Genomic DNA, 21,057 nt, shown 5'->3' with positions numbered 1-21,057 from the left:
GTCCTTTACAAATACGAAAAGATTGTGTATATTGATATTAAATGTACTAGCTAAAATTATTCAGACACTATCGTGAAATTAAAATCCCGGAATCGTCAATATAATTTATCAAATTAAAAATAAATCAAAATGTATTTGTAAAGGAGCAATGGAATGGCAGATTTAGAAAAAATGTCTCTTGTTGAGCTTAGAGTTGCCGGACGCAAAATGGGCGTTAAAAATGTAACTACATATAAAAAGAGGGAACTTCTGGAATTACTTTTGAGTATTCAGGAAAGGCAGTCTGAGGAGACAGAAGAGAACACAGAAGAAAAAGACGAATATGTTGTTGTGGAAAATACGGCAAAAGAGGAAGTCTTAGAAGAGAGTGTTCAAAAAAATGATGAGGAAAATGATGAGGAAATACAAGCGGAAGAAAAAAGACCGCAGAATCAGGGTTCATATGTAAAAAATAATGATTATTATAGTGAAGACCATAGAAATACATACAGAGCCAGAAGGGAAGGCGGCTATCAGTCCGGGTATCAATATCAGGGAAGAACAAACAATGTTCGTGGCCAGCAGAGAAACAACGGAAGAATAAATTCAAGGCAGGGAAACAATCCGTATTCAAATCAAAACATGGGATATTCGTCAAACGGCAACAATTCATATCAGTCAAATTCAAATCATGGTGGATATCAGAACAATTATAATCAGAATAACGGCTCAAACGGTTATTCACAGAATGGGTACAATTCCAATAATGGGTATCAGAATAATCAATATTCAAATAATAATTATCAGAATAATTATAATCAGAATGTTTCAGAACCGGAAAAGCAGCTTGATATAAGCCAGCTTGACAGTGGGGAGACAAGGGAAGGTATTCTTGAAATAATGGCAGAAGGCTATGGTTTCATAAGATGCGACAACTTTCTGCCGGGAGATGATGATGTATATGTATCACATGCCATGATTAAGAAATACAGACTTCGCACAGGAGATATACTTAAAGGTAATCTTAAGATAAGAAGCCAGACAGAAAAATTTGCGGCAATGTTATATGTCACTACAGTAAATGGTTGTCCTGTCGAGGAACTATTGACAAGACCGAAATTTGAGCAGCTTACACCGATATTCCCAGATGACAGAATAAGGCTTGAGACAGATGGCAGCAGCATTTCAATGAGAATTATGGATATAATCGCACCTATCGGTAAAGGACAGCGTGGAATGATAGTTTCACAGCCAAAGACAGGAAAGACAACACTTCTTAAACAGGTGGCAAAAGCGGTTAAAACAAATTATCCAAAGATGCATATAATTGTTCTTCTTATTGATGAAAGACCTGAGGAAGTTACTGACATCAAGGAATCGATTATGGGTCACAATGTCGAAGTTATATATTCGACATTTGATGAACTGCCTGAAAATCATAAGAGAGTTTCGGAGATGGTTATTGAGAGAGCGAAGAGACTTGTAGAACACGGAGAGGATGTTATGATACTTCTCGACAGCATCACAAGACTTGCAAGAGCATATAACCTTACGGTGGCACCTAGCGGAAGAACTCTTTCAGGAGGTCTTGATCCGGCAGCACTTCATATGCCTAAGAAATTTTTCGGAGCAGCAAGAAATATGAGAGAGGGAGGAAGTCTTACAATTCTCGCAACTGCACTTGTTGATACGGGAAGTAAAATGGACGATGTTGTATTTGAGGAATTTAAGGGAACAGGTAATATGGAACTTGTTTTAGACAGAAATCTTTCTGAAAAAAGAGTGTTCCCTGCTATTGATTTACCGAAGTCAAGCACAAGAAGAGATGACCTTTTGCTTACACAGGATGAGAAAGATGCCTCATATAGAATAAGAAAAGCATTTGCAGCGATGAGAAATGAAGAAGCGTTGGAAAAAATTATAGATTTGTTCAGGAAGACAAGAAATAACAGGGAATTTGTTGAAATGATAAGAAAAATTCATTTCTAGAAAAATCCATTTCTAAAAAGATTTGGTCAGAAAAATTGAGCAAAACGTATATAATTCTGGAATTTCAAAAAGATAAAATATATACTTGCGTTTTTTAGCACAATGTGTTACACTAATGTAGTTGTGTTGAAAATTGAAATCGAAAAGATACAGTCCTACATGCTGGGTGTGATCTTTTTCGTGATATGTATTTGCTGTCAGTGTGACAGCGGAATGGAGGTCATAAGACATGAGAGAGGGAATTCATCCTAATTATTATCAGGCTAAAGTTGTTTGCAACTGTGGTAATGAGTTTGTAACTGGTTCTACAAAGGAAGAAATTCACGTAGAAATCTGTTCTAAATGTCATTCTTTCTACACAGGTCAGCAGAAATCTGTTAAGGCTCGTGGTGCGATTGATAAGTTCAACCGTAAATATGGCATGCAGGCAAATTAGTATCTGTATAACTATAACGTAAGATTCGGTCTTATAGATGGTCACAGCAACCAAAAGGGGGCTGTGACCATTTTTCATATATTATAGCATAATGTACATAGTATAGCGGAAATCTGAGGTTTGCCATATGAATAAAAAATTAGTTGTGAAACCGTCAGGCATAGGAGGTCAGGCAGTTCTTGAAGGAGTTATGATGAAAAACAGGGACAGGTATGCCGTTGCCGTGAGGAAACCTGATGGAGAGATAGAAGTTGAAAAGGGACATTGCCAAAGTTTAAGAGATAAATATTTTGTTTGCGACCTGCCTATAATAAGAGGTGTGGTTACATTTGTGGAGTCTCTTGTTCTCGGAATGAAAAGCCTTACTGATTCTTCAAAGTATTATGAAGACGAGGAAGAGGAAAACAGACAACAAATGGATGATGCCGCAAAGGAAAGGCATGAGAAGATAGAGACAACATTTACAGTCATATTGTCGATTGTTCTTGCAGTCGGAATTTTTATGGTTTTGCCGTTTTTCATATCAGAGTTATTGAAAAGTATTATTAAATCTGCAAAAGTGCTTGCAGTTATCGAGGGAATTATAAGGATAATTCTGTTTATAGGTTATGTTTTTGCGATTTCTTTTGTTGAGGATATAAAGAGGGTATTTATGTATCACGGTGCTGAGCATAAAACCATAAATTGTGTGGAACATATGCTGCCACTCACTGTTGAGAATGTGAGAAAACAGTCGAGAGAACATAAAAGATGTGGAACGAGTTTTATTTTTATTGTATTATTTATAAGTATAATCTTCTTTATTTTTATAAGAGTTGACAACATGTGGCTTAAAGTATTATACAGAATAGTGCTTGTGCCTGTTATAGCAGGAGTATCTTATGAATTTATACGTCTTGCCGGAAAATCAGAGAATGCGCTTGTAAATATATTGAGCAAACCGGGAATGATGTTACAAAAGCTTACGACAAAAGAGCCTGATGATTCAATGATAGAAGTTGCTATAGCGTCAGTTGAGGCAGTGTTTGACTGGAAAAAATTTCAGGAGGACTCAAAATAAATATGTTCACATATAAAGAATTATTAAAAAAAGGCGAAAATGAACTTTTGGCATCGGATATTTCTGATGCTGCGATTGATGCCTGGTATCTTTTTGAATATGTGACAGATATGTCGAGAGCATCATTTTTTATCAGAAGAAATGAAGAAATTCCGGAAGAACAGGCAAATGCTTATATAGAAGTTATAGAAAAGAGGAAGAAGCGTATACCGCTTCAGCATATAACAGGAAAACAGGAATTTATGGGACTTGACTTTTTTGTGAATGAAAACGTTTTAGTTCCAAGACAGGATACGGAATGTCTTGTCGAGAATGTCATATCATATGCGAATGACAAAAAAATTCTTGATATGTGTACCGGTTCAGGATGTATTATAATATCTGTCAAAAAGTTTGTTCAGACGGCTGAGTGCACCGGTGCAGATATATCGGAAAAAGCACTTGAAACTGCACTGAAAAATGCAGATTTAAATAATGTTCCTGTTTCTTTTATAAAAAGTGATATGTTTGAAAATATCTCAGAAAAATATGATATTATAGTATCAAATCCACCATACATCAGACCTGATGTGATAAAAACTCTGGAACCTGAGGTAAGAGAACATGACCCTTGGCTTGCCCTTGATGGAGGGGAGGACGGTCTTAGTTTTTACAGGATTCTTGCAAAAGAAGGAAAGAAATATCTTAACTCTCAGGGAATGATTTTTATGGAAATAGGTTACGACCAGGGACAGGCAGTAAAAGAAATCTTTGAGAGTGAAGGTTTCGTGGATATTGTCATAAAGAAGGATTTGTGCAAAAATGACAGAGTGGTTATCGGAAGAATAATATAAATGGAGGGAAAATAATGTTTGACAAATTAGAGGAACTTGTAGGGCGCTTAGAAGAAATAAATATGATGCTTACAGAGCCTGAGGTTATAAATGACCAAAAGAAATACAGAGAGCTTATGCGTGAGCAGAATGAACTTACACCTATTGTAGAAAAATATAAAGAGTATAAGGCTGCAAAAGACGGAATAGAGGACAGTCTTGCAATTCTTGACGAGGAAAGCGATGAGGAAATGCGTGAGCTTGCCAAAGAGGAACTTAATGAGTGCAAGGAGACTGTTGAAAAGTGTGAGCAGGAATTAAAGATACTCATGCTTCCAAAAGACCCTAATGATGAAAAGAATGTTATCGTTGAAATTCGTGGTGGCGCAGGTGGTGATGAAGCAGCCCTTTTCGCAGCAGACCTGTTTAGAATGTACTCAAAATTTGCGGAGGCAAACCGATGGAAAGTTGAAGTGATGAGTGCAAGCGAAAACGGAATAGGCGGTTTCAAGGAAATAGTATTTATGGTAATAGGTGCAGGCGCATATTCAAAACTTAAATATGAAAGTGGTGTTCACCGTGTACAGAGAATACCTTCAACAGAGTCAGGCGGAAGAATTCATACGTCAACAGCAACTGTAGCTATTATGCCGGAGGTTGAGGAAGTTGATGTGCATGTAGACCCTAATGACTGTAAGATAGATGTTTACAGAGCATCAGGAAACGGTGGTCAGTGTGTAAATACAACTGACTCGGCAGTGCGAATTACACATATACCTACAGGAATTGTTGTAACATGTCAGGATGAGAAATCACAGCTTAAAAACAAGGATAAGGCTATGAAAGTTCTTCGTTCAAGAATTTATGACATGGAGCAGGAGAAAGCAAACAGTGAGCAGGCAGCAGAGAGAAGAAGTCAGGTAGGAACAGGTGACCGCTCAGAAAAAATCAGAACATACAACTTTCCACAGGGAAGAGTTACAGACCATCGAATTAAATATACAAGTCACAGACTTGGGGAAATTCTTGACGGAGACATAAACGAACTTCTTGAAAATATCATTGCAGCAGACCAGACGGCAAGACTTGCCAAGATGAATGAAGAATAGGACGCAGGAGGAAACTTTGTTAAATGTCAAAAGAATCGATAATATCAAGTGAATCAAATGGGCAGATAAAAGAGATTATCAAGCTTCAGAAACAGGCAAGAGAAAGAAAAAAGACAAAAAAATTTGTTGTTGAAGGAATAAAAATGGTTCAGGAAGCAATAAATTTTAAGAAACTTGATAAAATGTATGTATCTGAATCTGCACTTGAAAAGACTGCACAGAGTATCGGAAAGAAAATTGAAGAAATACCGTATGAAATTGTAGCTGACAATGTATTCAGACAGATTTCTGATACAGTTACACCACAGGGGGTGTTAGCGGTTGTAAACATGCCTGAATATGATATAAAGGATATATTATCAGATGACAGGAAGTCATGGATTCTTTTAGATGATTTGAGAGACCCGGGAAATCTTGGAACCATAGTGAGAACATCTGAGGGCGCCGGGATGTCGGGAGTCATTATGAGCAGGGAAAGCGTTGATTTGTTTAATCCCAAAGTAGTCCGTTCTACGATGGGAGCGATATTCCGTGTACCGTTTTGCTATGTGCAGTCACTTACAGATATTATAGACGAGATAAAAGGTGCAGGATATGAAGTTTTTGCAACTGCTATGGAGGGCAGTGAAGTTTATGACTGCATAGATTATACAAATGGTGCCGCGTTCATTATAGGCAACGAGGCAAACGGTGTATCCGATGAGGTGTTTGAAAAAGCTTCAAAGCGGATAAGAATACCTATGGAGGGCAAATTGGAATCACTTAATGCAGCGGTATCCGCAGCTATAATAATGTACGAGATTGCGAGACAGAAAAGAGGAAAATGATATCAGTTGACAAAAATAGTCATTTGAGCTATATTTAGCGCATATATGCGAAAAAAAAACGCATAAATATTGGGAGAGGAGAAGAGGTATGGAACCGATGTATTGGCTTATAGCCATGGCGGTACTTCTCATTATAGAGATAATCACGATGGGACTTACTAGCATATGGTTTGCGGCAGGAGCACTTGTAGCGGTGGTTGCAGCACTCTTTCATGCACCGATTGCCGTGCAGTTTGCATTGTTTGGCATAGTATCTGTTATATTGTTTTTGTTTACCAGACCTGTTGCAGAAAAATATTTAAACAACAGCAGAACCAAGACGAATATAAATAGTATTATCGGAGAAGAGGCAAAAGTTACAGAGGAGATTGACAATTTCAATCAAAAAGGTGCAGTCGTTGTCAGGGGGCTTGAGTGGACGGCGAGAAGTGCTGATGAAAAAGAAATAATACCGGAAGGTTCAAAAGTCAGGGTAAAAGAAATAAAAGGTGTGAAACTTATAGTTGAAAAAGAGATTTGGTAGAAAGGAATTGAAAAAATGGAATTTTTAATAGCAGTAGTAGTCATAATGGCTATCATACTTTTATCATGTATCAATGTAGTGCCACAGGCAAGAGCATATGTTATTGAGAGACTTGGAGGGTATCAGGGAACATGGGGAGTCGGAATACACTTCAAAATCCCTTTTATCGACAGAGTTGCAAGAAAAGTTGATTTAAAGGAGCAGGTGGCAGATTTCCCACCACAGCCGGTTATAACAAAAGATAATGTTACTATGAGAATCGATACAGTTATCTTTTATCAGATAACAGACCCTAAACTTTACACATACGGTGTGGAAAATCCGATTATGGCAATCGAAAATCTTACAGCCACAACGCTTAGAAATGTAATCGGTGAACTTGAACTTGATGAGACCCTTACGTCAAGAGAAATAATAAATGCAAAGATGCGCTCATCACTTGATACAGCAACTGACCCATGGGGAATCAAGGTAAACAGAGTTGAGCTTAAAAATATTATTCCGCCGGCAGCAATTCAGGATGCCATGGAAAAACAGATGAAAGCAGAGCGTGAAAAGCGTGAAGCAATCCTTCGCTCACAGGGAGAGAAAGAGTCTGCGATACTTGTGGCAGAGGGAAAGAAGCAGTCGGCAATTCTTGATGCGGAAGCAGAAAAACAGGCGGCAATTCTTAGAGCAGAAGCTAAAAAAGAAGCAACTATCCGTGAAGCAGAAGGTCAGGCACAGGCTATACTTGCAGTACAGCAGGCAAATGCAGATGGAATAAGAATGCTCAATGAGGCAGCTGCTTCAGATAATGTAATTAAATTAAAGAGCCTTGATGCATTTGCGAAGGCAGCAGACGGAAAAGCTACAAAGATTATAATTCCGTCTGAAATTCAGGGACTTGCAGGGCTCGCAAAATCTGTTACAGAGATTGCAAAAGAGTCATAAAACAAAAATACATGAACAGCAGTTTTTAAAATTTTAATAGATTAGAGTCTGTCGAGGGCAGACTCTATATGCATATAAGAAAAAGAAATGGAGGACATATCAATGGCTATCAATTTAAAAGGACGCAACTTTCTTACTTTAAAGGATTTTACACCGGAAGAAATACAGTATATGATTGACTTGTCGGCTGATTTAAAGGCAAAAAAGAAAAACGGAATATCAATTAAAAACTACACAGATAAAAATATTGCACTTATATTTGAAAAGACAAGCACACGTACACGATGCTCTTTTGAAGTGGCAGCACATGATATGGGGATGGGTGTTACATATCTTGACCCGTCAGGTTCTCAGATAGGAAAGAAAGAGAGTATACCTGATACTGCAAGAGTTCTCGGAAGAATGTTTGACGGAATCGAGTACAGAGGATATGGACAGGACATAGTTGAAGAACTTGCAAAATATGCAGGAGTTCCGGTTTGGAACGGTCTTACAAATGAGTATCATCCAACACAGATGCTTGCAGATTTACTTACAATAAGGGAGCATTTAGGAAAAATTAAAGGAGTGAAACTTGTTTATATGGGTGATGCCCGTTATAATATGGGAAATTCACTCATGATTGCATGTGCAAAGATGGGAATGCATTTTACTGCATGTACGGCAAAAGAATATTTCCCAAATCAGGAGCTTGTTGAACAGTGTCAGGAATATGCGAAAGCGTCAGGCGGTTCAATCACACTCACTGAGGATGTTGAAAGTGGAACAAAGGGAGCAGATGTTTTATATACTGATGTATGGGTATCAATGGGTGAGCCTGATGAGGTATGGGCAGAGAGAATAAAGGTTTTATCTCCATATCAGATAAATAAAAAAGTTATGGAAAATGCGGGCAAAGATGCTATATTTATGCATTGTCTTCCAGCTTTCCACGACCTTAAGACAAAGATTGGCAAAGAAGTTTATGAGAAGTTCGGAATGAGTGAACTTGAAGTGACAGATGAAGTATTTGAATCTGAACAGTCAGTAGTCTTTGATGAGGCAGAAAACCGTATGCATACAATAAAAGCAGTAATGGTAGCAACACTTGGTGAGAGATAAGAATAATAGCACTGCAGAAAAATGGTGATTAACATGAAAAGCGAAATATTACGCATACTGCGTACAGCAGGAGAAGAGTGTGTATCAGGGCAGAGATTGTGTGAGATATTTGGCGTATCAAGACAGGCTGTTTGGAAAAATATTTCACAATTAAAAGAAAAAGGATTTGAGATAGAATCCGTATCAAATAAGGGATACAAACTTATAAGTGAGCCGGATATATTAAATTCATCAGCTATAGAGAGTTATCTTTCAAAGGAATGTATCTGCAAAAAGGTAGAAGCTTTTGAAACAATAGATTCGACAAATACGAAAGCGAAACAGCTTGCTGAACTTGGTGAGGAAGAAGGAACACTGATAATATCGGATGAACAGACGGCAGGAAAGGGAAGAAGGGGAAGAAGCTGGTGCTCGAAAAAAGGAGCCAATGTATTTATGACCCTTCTGATAAGACCGAGAATTGAGCCTAAATATCTTTCGGGAATTACGCTTCTTGCGGCAATGTCAGTAGCAGCAGCCATAAAAGATATATGCGATACAGAAGCAAAGATTAAATGGCCGAATGATATTGTTATCAATAAAAAGAAGATATGTGGCATACTTACCGAGATGAGTTCTGAGATGAACTATGTCAACTATGCAGTCATCGGTATAGGAATAAATGTAAATGATGATGAGATACCACAGGAAATAAGAAAAAATGCATCATCCATATATCTTGAAACGGATAGAAAAGTGAACAGAAATGAACTGGCGGCAAAGGTTGTAGAAAAGTTTGACAGCTATTATAAAGAGTTTCTCAAAACAAATGATTTGTCGGCACTTACAGACGAATATAATTCCATGCTTATAAGCATGAACAGTGAAGTAAAAGTGCTTTACGGCATGGCGGAGACAGCAAAACCGGAAGATGAAGAGATTGGAATAGCAAGAGGGATAGATGTGGATGGCTCTCTGTTAGTTGAAACAAAAGAAGGCATAAAAAGTATAGTGTCTGGAGAAGTATCGGTAAGGGGGTTATACGGTTATGTATGATGAGGCAGATATAAACAGTGATGCCGTGATATTATGTGCAGCGAATGCTTATGAGCAGAAATATTACCTGAATGAAAACTTCAGTTCACTTCCACAGGCTATAAAGGACGAGTTACAGATTATGTGTGTGCTGTATACGGCTGAAATAGGCGGGATTTTTTCATTACAATATGATGAAGACGGAAATCTTTATATGAATGTTGTAGCCGAGGAGGATGACTTTTCATTTGATGAGATAGGAAGTGCATTAAAAATAAAAGCACTTCAGAATGAAAAAAGAGATTTACTCGAGTCACTTGAAAAATATTATAGAGCAGTGATTTTGCACCAGACAGACGATATAGAAATGTGAGGATAGAAGCATGTTATTAGCAGTAGATGTTGGAAATACAGATGTGACATTTGGAGTATTTGATGGAGAAAAGCTTGCCGCAAGATTCAGATTTACGGTACAGGTACCAAGGACATCGGATGAATACGGAGAATTATTATGCAATATATTGGAGCAGAAGGGATACAAACCTGATGACATAACTGAAGTTATAATCGCATCAGTTGTACCTAAAATGATGTACTCCTTTACAAGCGGAATAATAAAATACCTTGACTGCCATCCTATAGTAGTGGGAGCAGGGACAAAAACAGGTATAAGGATTGATACGATGAATCCTAAAGAGATAGGTCCTGACAGAATAGTAGATGCCGTGAGTGCATTTGAACTTTACGGAGGTCCTATAATAGTAGTAGATTACGGAACCGCTACAACATATGACCTTGTGACAGCCGATGGAGCATTTAAGGGTGGGGTTATAAGTCCTGGAATAAGAATTTCGGCAAATGCACTTTGGAACAACACAGCTAATCTTCCTGAGATAGAAATAAAATGTCCGGGAAATATCATTGCAAAAGAAACCACTTCAGCCATGCAGGCAGGACTTTTTTATGGAACTATAGGTCAGACTGAATATATAATAAGAAAAATCAAGGAAGAATCAGGACTTATGAATGCAAAAGTTATTGCAACAGGCGGACTTGGAAAAGTAGTATATGAGAATACAAAGTCTATTGAAATATATGACGGGGATCTCACATTAAAGGGATTGCAGCTTATCTACAGCAAACAGAAAAAATAGAGAGAAATATGAGTGGATTTTATATTGGAAATGTAAAGATAGACGGTGACCTTGCATTGGGGCCGATGGCGGGAGTCACGGATATGCCGTTTCGTACCATATGTAAAGAATTTGGTGCAGATTTGCTTTATACGGAAATGATAAGTGCCAAAGGTATTTATTATAAAAATAAAAATACGGAACCATTGTGGCAAATAGATGACACAGAACATCCGATAGCATTACAGTTATTTGGCTCAGAACCTGAACTCATGGCAGATATGGCAGAGCAGATAGAGAAAAGAAATTTTGATATATTGGATATAAATATGGGGTGTCCCGTACCGAAGGTAGTAAACAATGGTGAGGGTTCGGCACTTATGAAAAATCCGGAACTTGCATCTAGGATTGTAAGAGTAATATCAGACAGAATTAAAAAGCCGGTAACAGTGAAATTCAGAAAAGGCTTCAATGATGACAATATAAATGCTGTTGAATTTGCAAAGCTGATGGAACAAAGTGGTGCAAGTGCGATTGCGGTACACGGTAGGACAAGGGAACAGTATTATTCGGGAAAAGCAGACTGGGAGATTATAAAAAAAGTAAAAGAAGCGGTGACAATTCCGGTTATAGCGAGTGGTGATATATTCACACCGGAGGATGCAGTCAGATGTAAAAAAGAAACGGGCTGTGACGTACTTATGCTTGCAAGAGGAGCAAGAGGAAATCCGTGGCTGTTTAGACAGATAAAAGAATATGAAGAAACAGGTGAATATTCTGAAAAGCCGTCGTTTGATGAAGTTGCTGCCATGATATTAAGGCATACAAAACTACAGATAGAATATAAAGGTGAATATCTTGGAATACGTGAGATGCGAAAGCATGTGGGCTGGTATACGGCAGGATACAAAAACTCATCATCGATACGAAGAAAAGTAAATGAAGTAGAATCTTATGAGCAGCTTGAACAGCTTATAAGCAGCTGTATAGAAAATAATTAAGGCAATAGCCGATGAATCCTGATATATTACTAAAATGAAATGGAGATAAAAATGGAAGAACTTATTCAAAAGATTGAGAGATTAAAAAAAGAAAATGATTTTGTTATATTGGCACATTATTATGTAGATGGTGCTGTTCAGGATATAGCAGACTATGTAGGCGACTCATTTTATCTGAGCAAAGTTGCTACAGAGGTAGAGGCAAAAAATATATTATTTGCCGGAGTTTCATTTATGGGAGAGAGCGCAAAACTTTTGAATCCTGAAAAACATGTATATATGGCAGATGTGACAGCAGATTGCCCTATGGCTCATATGGTTACTGTAGACCGTATAAAAGAGGTTAGAGAGCAGTATGACGATGTGGCGGTAGTCTGTTATGTAAACTCGACAGCAGAGATAAAGGCTGTGTCAGATGTATGTGTAACATCCTCAAACGCAATTAAGGTAGTAAAGAATATAAATAATAAAAGAATATTCTTTGTCCCTGACAATAATCTTGGAAGATATGTTGCAAAGCAGCTTCCTGAAAAAGAATTTATATTTAACGACGGTTTCTGTCATGTCCATAAGAGCATTGACCCAAAACTTGTTGCAGAAGCAAAAGAGCATCATCCTGATGCACTCGTACTTGCACACCCTGAATGCACGGAGGACGTGCTTGAACTTGCCGATTATATAGGAAGTACAGCAGGAATACTTGATTATGCTACAGAGAGTGAATGCAAGAAATTTATTATCTGTACAGAGATGGGAATTTTCTTTAAACTCAGTAAACAGAATCCTGATAAGAAATTTTATTCGGTAGGTCACAGACAGTTCTGTCCGAATATGAAGAAGGTAAGTCTTGAAAAAGTGGCAGCAGTTATGGAAAATCCGACAGAGGAAGTGCTTCTTTCTGATGATATTATGAATGAGGCATGTAAACCGCTTCAGAAAATGCTCGAATTGGCAAAATAATGATAAAAGTTGTTAATTAAATTCTAAAAAAATCCGATATTATTAATGGATAGCAAAAAGGTAAAATACTTACTCAAGAAGTAAACATGCGAAGGTATTTTCAGATTTGAAGAAGTGGCCGTACACGCATCCGGGAGTTTGAAAATATTGGACATGATTTGCTATATCTGTGTATATCGTATACCGGGCCGTACACCGAAGATTATGATATACACAAAAAAATAACACCAATCATCATCAAGTGATTGGTGTTATTTTTTTGTGAGGTTATGATATTGGGGTCAAAAGGTATTTTGACCATTGCATCATTTTATGACTGTACAGTTTCAGCAGATTGTTCTTTATCTTTTTTTAAAGTGTAATTGATACCAAGTCCCATACCGATTAAAGCATAGAAGATAGGAGCTACTGCGATGCATGAATCGTTGGTGAGAGCGATTATAAGATAACCTATAACTGCAACGAATATGCTCACACCGATTTTGGACATATAACCGTTAAAATCATGTTTCCAGTAGAGTTTTAAGCTGCTTACCAGGTACCATATAAAGAAAACAAGCAATGCAATCAGCGAAATGACACCAGTCTGGACACCTATCTGCAGGAACATGCAATGAGGTTTTGTGATGATTTCATTAGTATGGCCTGAGTTGTATAGTCCAACTGCATCATTGTTAGGGAATGCAATGATAAAAGTATCAGGACCTGAACCGAGGAAGAAATACTTCTTTAAAAGAGGAATTGTTCTAGCCCAGATATAACCACGCATGTTAGCAAAATGGTAGTGCTTTTCGAGGAAAGGAATTGAAGTATCCTGTTTGGTATATTTCATGATGGCACCGTTTGACATTCCGTAATAACTTGTATCATTGTCTTTCATCATGTTTGTAAAGTACCACTGTTTGTCATCAATAGTAACCTGAAAACCATTGAAGCTATCGGAACGAACGGAAGTAAATGAAAAAGGAAATCTTTCATCATTTATAACGTAAGCAGACTTATCTTCGTTAAGTGAATAAGAAATCTCATTGCCTGCTTTGTCAGAAAGTTCAAATATATCATTTCCGTTTGAATCCTGTGAGCATTTAACAACAAGAGTGTTATTGTTGTAGACGATTGAAACGTTGTCTTTGTTTGTTGTAATCTCACTGAGCGGATGGGATTCAGCCTCACTGTTGAACATTGTTTTTAAACGATTGATAAGAATACCATGATTTGCAACATTTATCCCGATAAATGCAATTATAAACAGTATCACCGCAATAATAACTATTTTAATATTCTTGATAAACACCTTTCTCATACAGAGAAGCATTACTATAAGTGAGAACATAAGTGCAAGAATACCGGCACGTGACTGTGATGCAAAAAGTATTACCATGAGAGCTACTATAAGGAAAGTACATCCAAGTCTTGCCCAGACTTTTTTACATGTAAAGATGAGAGCTGCAAGGATTGGAACCACAAGACATACATAAAAGCCAACATAGTTTGGATTATATAAAGAAAGATATGTACGTCCCTCCTCAAAATTGAATTTGAATTTATTTCCGGTGTAGTTTGACGGTGTCATAAGCTTAAAACCTAAGTCTGTACGGAAAAAGTCATGTTTGAATGCCTGTGACAGACCGAGGGCAGTCATGACTGATATGCCGGCAACAAACCATGGCATAATACGCTTTACGGCTGCTTCCGAACGCATAATGAAAAAGCAGTAGTATGCGGTAAGACAATAACCCATGAGAGCCCATACAGGTTCAAACTGTTCGTAAATTCCGGAAAAAGAAAATGATCTGTATTTAGATGCAAGAGCTGATATAAAAGTGATACCACAATAAATAGCAAGCGGTATCAGTTGTTTAGTCCATGCTGCCTTCTGCTCATCTGCAAAGATTACATAGATAAGACAAAAAATAATATAGACACATGCAATGATGAACCAGACAAGCTTTGTATGAAGGAAAAAGTCAAGTGTTTGTGACGAACCCTTAAACCATTCAAAATTTTCCAGTTTTGTATAATATTTATACATATAAGTAATAAGCGGAATCACACCGAGTATAGCAATAATTGGAAGTAAAAGTCCCAATGGATATTTTTTTTCAGCAGATTCCTGATTTTTTTTAGCATTCTGATATGCCATAATAGTCCTCCCTAAAATAAAATTGTTGCTGAAAGTCAGTAACATATATATTATACATACATTTTTGAAAGAAACAACACTAAAGTTGACATTAAATAGAGAAATTAGTAAAATGGTTAGTATTGATTTACTGTATGTACGCAAGCCTGATATGATATGTCAGACAGATAAGTATTCGTTATTGTAAGAAATGAGGATAAAAATGAAAAATTATGACCCATACAAAAAAACTATATTGTTTTTTGCGTCACTCATAAATATAGTATTGATGGCACTCGTGTTTTCATATGCATGGTATCACTATTATGCGGGAACTATGTTTGTTACAACATTCTACCGCAGAGGACATTATGCAATCATCGGCTTGTATGCAATGATATTGTTTTTCTTTTCAACGATGTATGGAAGCATGAAGATAGGACAATACAGAAGGCTTGAAGTTATGCTGTCACAGTATCTAAGTCTTTTTTTGTCGAATGTAGTTATGTATTTTATTATATCACTGCTTGCATTCGGATTTGTAAATCCTATTTATCTTGTGGGTATAATGGCAGTAGAAATGTTGGTTTCAACAATATGGAATTTTCTGATTATACATTTTTACAACAGAATATTCCAGCCGTGGAAGATATTATTGATATATGGAGACAGACCGGCGGCTGACCTTGTATATAAAGTTGAGGCAAGAAGGGACAAGTATGCAATATATGATGCGATAAACATAGATGAGGGCATTGACAAGATAGCAGAGAAAATAAAAAAATTTCAGGCAGTAATTATAGGTGATATATCGGCAGAAAAAAGAAATGACATGTTGAAATATTGCTATGCAAACAAAGTGAGAGCGTATGTAATACCAAAAATTTCAGATATTATACTTATGGGGGCAGACAGGATTCATGTATTTGATACACCGTTTCTTCTCTCAAAAGGATATACATTAAGCTTTGACCAGAGATTATTTAAGAGAGCATTAGACCTTATTATAGCTGTACCTATGACAATTATAGCATCACCGGTTATGCTGTTTACGGCGGCAGCAATAAAACTTTACGACAAAGGTCCGGTGTTTTATAAGCAGATCCGTTGTACGAAATATGAGAGAGAGTTTGAAATATATAAATTTAGGAGTATGATAGTAAATGCAGAGGGTGACGGTGTTGCAAAACTTGCAAAGGAAAATGATGAGCGTATCACTCCGGTAGGGAAATTTATCAGGGCAACGCGTGTCGACGAATTGCCACAGTTGTTCAATATAATAAAGGGAGATATGTCATTTGTGGGACCAAGACCCGAGAGACCGGAGATAATGAAACAGTATTGTGAGGAAATGCCGGAATTTCCGTTTAGGACAAGGGTAAAAGCGGGGCTTACCGGTTATGCACAGGTTTATGGAAAATACAATACAACACCGTATGACAAATTAAAACTGGATTTATTTTATATTGAAAACTATTCATTATGGACAGATATAAAACTTATACTTATGACAGTTAAAACAGTGTTGAAAAAAGAGGCAACAGAGGGTGTTGCAGACAACCAGACGACGGCTGAGAAAAATGTGGATGAAAATGCAGAGTCAGTGGAAAAGATAGTTGAGGAAATTGTAAAAAATGATCAATGAAAATAAAAAGGCACTTCTTGTTACAAGAGTTAGCGGTTTTGTGCCGCAGTTTGAGATGAATAATGTAAAAATATTGCAGGAAATGGGATATGAAGTGCATTATGCATCAAACTTTGATACTATAGTATATGGAAATGACAATAGCAGACTGGAAGGAACGGGGATAATCTGTCATCAGATAGATTTTGAGCGTTCGCCTTTTTCAAAAAACGTAAAGATTGCCTATAAACAGCTTAAAAAGTTAATGCTTGATGAAAAATATGATTTTATACATTGTCATATGCCTATGAGTGGTGTTCTGGCACGAGCAGCGGCACAAAAAGTAAGAAAGGAGACAGGAAGAAATGTACCTGTTATATATACGGCACATGGTCTGCATTTTTACAAGGGAGCACCTATAAAGAACTGGGTGTATTATCCTATAGAAAGATATTTGGCAAGATATACGGACAGATTGATACTTATAAACGAGGAAGACTATAAAAGAGCATCCAGGTTTCCGGTGCGTGGAAAAGTTGAGCGTACAATGGGAATAGGTATGAATCTTTCAAAATATAAAAAATATGATGAAAATCCAAAAGAAAAAAGTAAGAGAACCATATACGAAAGATTTGGAATTTGCAATAATGACGATATAATTGTTAGCGTAGGAGAGCTTAGCAAGAGAAAAAATCATATATGTATCATAGAAGCAATGGCACTGCTTAAGGACATGAATATATCATATCTTGTATGCGGTACCGGAGCAATGGAACAGCAGCTGAGAAAGAAGGCAGAAGAACTTGGAGTAGAAAAGCAGGTTATTTTTGCCGGTTATGTAAATGATGTACCGGATGTACTCGATGAATGTGATTGCTTTGTATTTCCGTCTTTTCAGGAAGGGCTGCCTGTCGCCGTTATGGAAGCAATGGCAGTGGGACTTCCTGTAATTGCTTCTGATATAAGAGGTGTTAGGGAACTTGTTATACATGCAAAGGGCGGGTACCTTGTAAATGGTCACGATTCAGAGGATTACGCTGTTAAAATAAGAAGGATGTTTACGGAAAAGTATGGAAAGAGTGCTGTTCCAAGAAATGAAAGAAGAAGGCAGATGGGCGGGTTTAATATGGAACACGTCAAAAAATATAGTATAGAAGTTGTAGACAAGCAAATGAGAAAAATATATGCAGATTTATTGGGAGGAGAATAAAGTGATACAGGTACTAATGTCCACATACAACGGAAAGGACTATTTGAGAGAGCAAATAGACAGTATACTGGCACAGAATTGTAAAGAGCAGATGGGTGTAAGCCTGAAACTTTTTATACGAGATGATGGTTCAAAGGACGGAACACAAAAGATTCTTGATGAATATGCAGAAAAATATCCCGATAAAATCAGCTGGTATCAGGGCGAAAACATCGGAGTTATAAAAAGCTTTTTTGAATTGATAGAAAAGTCTGACGAAAAAGTGGAGTATTATGCATTTTCAGACCAGGATGATTATTGGCATAAAGAAAAATTAAGTGCAGGAATAAAACAGATAAAAAATATGACAAATTACGATGTAAAGGAGCCGTTATTGTATTGCTGCAGTCCGTTGCTTGTAGACGAAAATTTAAAAGAAATTGATAATAAGATGACAAGGAAAGAAAAGAGAGCAGGTTTTGAAAATGCTGTAGTGGAAAATATAGTCACAGGATGCACAATAGTAATGAATAAGAAACTGCGTGATATGGCAAAAGCATATCCGCCAAAGTTTACAGTTATGCATGACTGGTGGTTTTATCTTTTAGCAAGCTGTTACGGAAAAGTATATTATGACAAAAATCAATATATCAGTTATAGGCAGCATGGGACAAATACAGTTGGATACAATACAAGCAAAGTAAAAGAATTTAAAGACAGAGTAAAAAGATTCAGAGGAAACAGGCAGAATATAACAAAACAATTGTCTGAGTTTATAAGAATTTATAAGTTATATAAGAAAAAAGAACCGGATAACACATTGTTTTTAAATGATGAGGTAAAAAGAAAAATAAGATTGGCATATGAGCTTGTAAAATACAGCAAGAAAGTAAAATATATTCCTAAAAGGGCATCTATATTGAAAAAAACGGGAATATACAGACAGAGAAAGACAGACAACATAATATTTCAAATAATACTTTTATCGGGAAGTTACTAGTACAGTGAACAATTAAGAGATTTAATTTTTGCGGTGCTAGACGGTGCATTTTTTAAGAAATGAGGATAAGAATGGGGATAGCGGCAAAATTTGGCAAGATTAAAGGATATATAAAAGATTATGGTATAAATTATGCCATAAAAAAGATATATTACAGATTTGAAATTAAATATATAAAAGGAAAAAAATATTGCCCGTTTGAAATATCTGAGGAACAAAGAAAAGCAGAAGAAGCATACAAAAGCACAAAATCTATAAAAATAAGCATTGTAGTACCATTATATAATACACCTATAGAATTTTTGAAAGATATGATTGAATCAGTGAGACGACAGACGTATACTAACTGGGAGTTGTGTCTGGCTGATGCGAGTGAAGATGAATATAAATATGTTGAAGAAACTGTAAAAAAATATGCGGTCAAAGATGTAAGGATTAAATATAAGCATCTTGGGAAAAATCAAGGAATATCAATAAATTCAAATGAAGCGGTAAAAATGGCAGCAGGAGAGTATATGGCATTACTTGACCATGATGACCTGATTCATCCGTCAGCGTTGTATTATGTAGTGAAGGCAATAGAAGAAGAAAATGCGGAATTTGTTTATACCGATGAACTTTCGTTTGACGGGACACCGAACAGAGTACAGAGTATAAACTTTAAACCGGATTTTTCTTGGGAAACATTTAGATATAATAATTTTATATGTCATTTGGCAGCTTTCAAGAGAGAAATGTTTGAAGATGTGGGCGGCTTTAGCAAGGAATGTGAAGGTGCACAGGATTATGATTTGTTTTTTAAATTGTTGGAAAAAACAGATAAAGTGGTACACATTCAGAAAGTCCTTTATTATTGGCGGGTATATCAGGCTTCGTCTGCATCCGGTATAAATGCAAAGCCATACATAATCAATGCAGGAATAAGAGCGGTTGAAAGTCATTTGAAAAGAAAAGAAATTGAATATGACGATATTGTATCCGAGTATGGACATGGACCATTTTATAGAGTAAATTATAAAATAGCGGGCAAAAAAAGAGTCAGGATATATGCACAGGATGAAGCTTTAAAGGATAGTTTGTTAGAAAAAATTATCAAAGATGAAAGATATACAGTAGATGTTGTTGTTATAAAAAATAAGAATTTTATAGAAGAATTAAAAAAAGATGATGAATTGGCATACGACATTATAATTTTGGCAAGAAGCGGTTACAAAATGCATTTCAATGAAAATGACGGTTATAATGGATTTGTTGAAGAACTTATAAGATGTCTTGAAACTAAGGAAAATCAAGTTGTATCAAATACAGTGATAAACGAAAAAGGCAGATACGAAAATGCAGGCTGGAGTTACAATATTGAGTGGAAAGATAATGTAAGACCTCTCTGCAAAAATGTATCGGTAAATGATTCCGGGTATATGAACAGACTTCATTTCAGACAGACAGTATCATTGCTTGATGGAAGTATGCTTGCAATGAATAAGGATATTTTTATCAGATGGTATGATAAAAAAGGTTGTTCAATACACGGTTGTGATGTTTTTTCACGCAAAAGCTGGTTTGAAATTTGTATGGAAAATGAAAAAAAAGGTGGGAATAGCATTATTACACCTTATTATCCTGCTGTTGAAAATAGAAGAATACCAAAAAATGAAAAAAAATATCCGGCTGATATAAAATTTGACGGACATGACAGATATATAAATAGAGGAATGGAAAAATTTGGCAGGGAGTATCTGTTGTGGTAGACAGATAATTGGAGGTTGTATTTTGAGTAACATTAAGGCAAAAATTAAATATCGGCTGTGCTCTAATAGTATGACAAATTCTATGCTTAAAATTTATTTTGGCATAAAAAAAGATGGAATATTGCATGTAAAGGATGTTTTGAAAACTGAAAAATACAACAGAAAATATAGAAAGCCATTTATTGTTGACAGCAATGAAATAAAAAGACAAAGAAAGTCAGCAAATAATTTTAATAAAAGAATATTGATAGGTATTTCCTGCAAAGAAAAAAAAATTGAAAATATATGTGCCAGTATAATTTCAATTGCAAATCAAAGCATTAAGGACGTAAGTGAAGTAGTATGCTTAAATGTATCTGAAAAAATCAAAGCTGATTTAATAAAAATTGCGGATAAAGATTTAGGGGTAAAAATAAAAATTGTAAACCAATACAGTGAGATATGTGATTATTTAGAGGAAGGTTTGTTTTCGTATTATGGAGAAATAAGTGCAGGAG

General features: G+C 36.3%; 20 protein-coding genes. 19 read left to right on the top strand and 1 reads right to left on the bottom strand.

Annotated features, from left to right (window positions below):
* The first annotated feature begins 153 nt into the window (after positions 1–153).
* From rho to nadA, 14 genes are all read left to right on the top strand, one after another.
* Positions 154–1,968 carry a transcription termination factor Rho gene (gene rho, locus ACZLXV_RS12325; RefSeq protein ID WP_482383612.1) on the top strand — a complete coding sequence of 605 codons (1,815 nt, stop codon included), beginning with the start codon at positions 154–156 and terminating at the stop codon, positions 1,966–1,968.
* 229 nt (positions 1,969–2,197) lie between these two features.
* Positions 2,198–2,404 (top strand): 50S ribosomal protein L31, encoded by a 207-nt coding sequence (rpmE, locus tag ACZLXV_RS12320; RefSeq protein WP_022224691.1) that lies wholly within the window; start codon positions 2,198–2,200, stop codon positions 2,402–2,404.
* A gap of 145 nt (positions 2,405–2,549) precedes the next feature.
* A complete protein-coding gene (locus ACZLXV_RS12315) occupies positions 2,550–3,464 on the top strand; it encodes a DUF1385 domain-containing protein (protein ID WP_482383618.1) in 915 nt (304 codons plus the stop codon).
* A 2-nt stretch (positions 3,465–3,466) separates the two neighbouring features.
* Complete coding sequence (gene prmC, locus ACZLXV_RS12310; RefSeq protein ID WP_482383611.1) at positions 3,467–4,297, top strand: peptide chain release factor N(5)-glutamine methyltransferase; 831 nt, start codon at positions 3,467–3,469, stop codon at positions 4,295–4,297.
* A 14-nt stretch (positions 4,298–4,311) separates the two neighbouring features.
* Complete coding sequence (prfA, locus tag ACZLXV_RS12305) at positions 4,312–5,385, top strand: peptide chain release factor 1 (RefSeq protein WP_022224689.1); 1,074 nt, start codon at positions 4,312–4,314, stop codon at positions 5,383–5,385.
* A gap of 23 nt (positions 5,386–5,408) precedes the next feature.
* Positions 5,409–6,212 (top strand): TrmH family RNA methyltransferase, encoded by an 804-nt coding sequence (locus ACZLXV_RS12300; protein WP_022224688.1) that lies wholly within the window; start codon positions 5,409–5,411, stop codon positions 6,210–6,212.
* 88 nt (positions 6,213–6,300) lie between these two features.
* Entirely contained in the window at positions 6,301–6,735 is a 435-nt protein-coding gene (locus tag ACZLXV_RS12295; protein ID WP_482383610.1) for an NfeD family protein, read from the top strand.
* 15 nt (positions 6,736–6,750) lie between these two features.
* Positions 6,751–7,668 carry an SPFH domain-containing protein gene (locus ACZLXV_RS12290; protein ID WP_022224686.1) on the top strand — a complete coding sequence of 306 codons (918 nt, stop codon included), beginning with the start codon at positions 6,751–6,753 and terminating at the stop codon, positions 7,666–7,668.
* A gap of 108 nt (positions 7,669–7,776) precedes the next feature.
* Positions 7,777–8,769 (top strand): ornithine carbamoyltransferase, encoded by a 993-nt coding sequence (argF, locus tag ACZLXV_RS12285; RefSeq protein ID WP_482383617.1) that lies wholly within the window; start codon positions 7,777–7,779, stop codon positions 8,767–8,769.
* A gap of 33 nt (positions 8,770–8,802) precedes the next feature.
* Complete coding sequence (locus tag ACZLXV_RS12280; RefSeq protein ID WP_482383609.1) at positions 8,803–9,804, top strand: biotin--[acetyl-CoA-carboxylase] ligase; 1,002 nt, start codon at positions 8,803–8,805, stop codon at positions 9,802–9,804.
* The gene (locus tag ACZLXV_RS12275; protein ID WP_367336566.1) at positions 9,797–10,156 is read left to right on the top strand and encodes a DUF6145 family protein; all 360 of its coding nucleotides are present in this window, start codon (positions 9,797–9,799) and stop codon (positions 10,154–10,156) included. The genes ACZLXV_RS12280 and ACZLXV_RS12275 overlap by 8 nt, the downstream gene beginning before the upstream one ends.
* A 10-nt stretch (positions 10,157–10,166) precedes the next feature.
* The gene (locus tag ACZLXV_RS12270; protein ID WP_482383608.1) at positions 10,167–10,937 is read left to right on the top strand and encodes a type III pantothenate kinase; all 771 of its coding nucleotides are present in this window, start codon (positions 10,167–10,169) and stop codon (positions 10,935–10,937) included.
* An 8-nt stretch (positions 10,938–10,945) separates the two neighbouring features.
* Positions 10,946–11,917, top strand: a complete 972-nt coding sequence (gene dusB, locus ACZLXV_RS12265) for a tRNA dihydrouridine synthase DusB (protein ID WP_482383607.1) — start codon at positions 10,946–10,948, stop codon at positions 11,915–11,917.
* A gap of 51 nt (positions 11,918–11,968) precedes the next feature.
* Entirely contained in the window at positions 11,969–12,877 is a 909-nt protein-coding gene (gene nadA, locus ACZLXV_RS12260; RefSeq protein ID WP_022224680.1) for a quinolinate synthase NadA, read from the top strand.
* 310 nt (positions 12,878–13,187) lie between these two features.
* Here nadA and ACZLXV_RS12255 read toward each other — a convergent pair whose 3' ends face one another.
* Positions 13,188–15,020 (bottom strand): O-antigen ligase family protein, encoded by a 1,833-nt coding sequence (locus ACZLXV_RS12255; protein WP_482383606.1) that lies wholly within the window; start codon positions 15,018–15,020, stop codon positions 13,188–13,190.
* A gap of 202 nt (positions 15,021–15,222) precedes the next feature.
* On the opposite strand from ACZLXV_RS12255, the gene ACZLXV_RS12250 reads away from it, so the two are divergent.
* The 5 genes from ACZLXV_RS12250 to ACZLXV_RS12230 form a co-directional block, all read left to right on the top strand.
* Positions 15,223–16,644 (top strand): sugar transferase, encoded by a 1,422-nt coding sequence (locus ACZLXV_RS12250; protein ID WP_482383605.1) that lies wholly within the window; start codon positions 15,223–15,225, stop codon positions 16,642–16,644.
* Positions 16,634–17,833, top strand: coding sequence for a glycosyltransferase family 4 protein (locus ACZLXV_RS12245; protein WP_482383604.1), 1,200 nt, complete (start codon positions 16,634–16,636; stop codon positions 17,831–17,833). Before ACZLXV_RS12250 ends, ACZLXV_RS12245 begins: the two co-directional genes overlap by 11 nt.
* A gap of 1 nt (position 17,834) precedes the next feature.
* Entirely contained in the window at positions 17,835–18,812 is a 978-nt protein-coding gene (locus ACZLXV_RS12240; protein ID WP_482383603.1) for a glycosyltransferase family 2 protein, read from the top strand.
* A 71-nt stretch (positions 18,813–18,883) separates the two neighbouring features.
* Positions 18,884–20,560 (top strand): glycosyltransferase family 2 protein, encoded by a 1,677-nt coding sequence (locus ACZLXV_RS12235; protein WP_482383602.1) that lies wholly within the window; start codon positions 18,884–18,886, stop codon positions 20,558–20,560.
* Positions 20,535–21,057: hypothetical protein (locus ACZLXV_RS12230; RefSeq protein ID WP_482383601.1), on the top strand; the 523-nt coding region annotated here is incomplete at its 3' end. The genes ACZLXV_RS12235 and ACZLXV_RS12230, both read left to right, overlap by 26 nt.

This window comes from Butyribacter sp. (assembly GCF_056818865.1).
The sequence above is the reverse complement of the archived record's forward strand: the minus strand, read 5'-3'. Positions and strand labels throughout refer to the sequence as shown.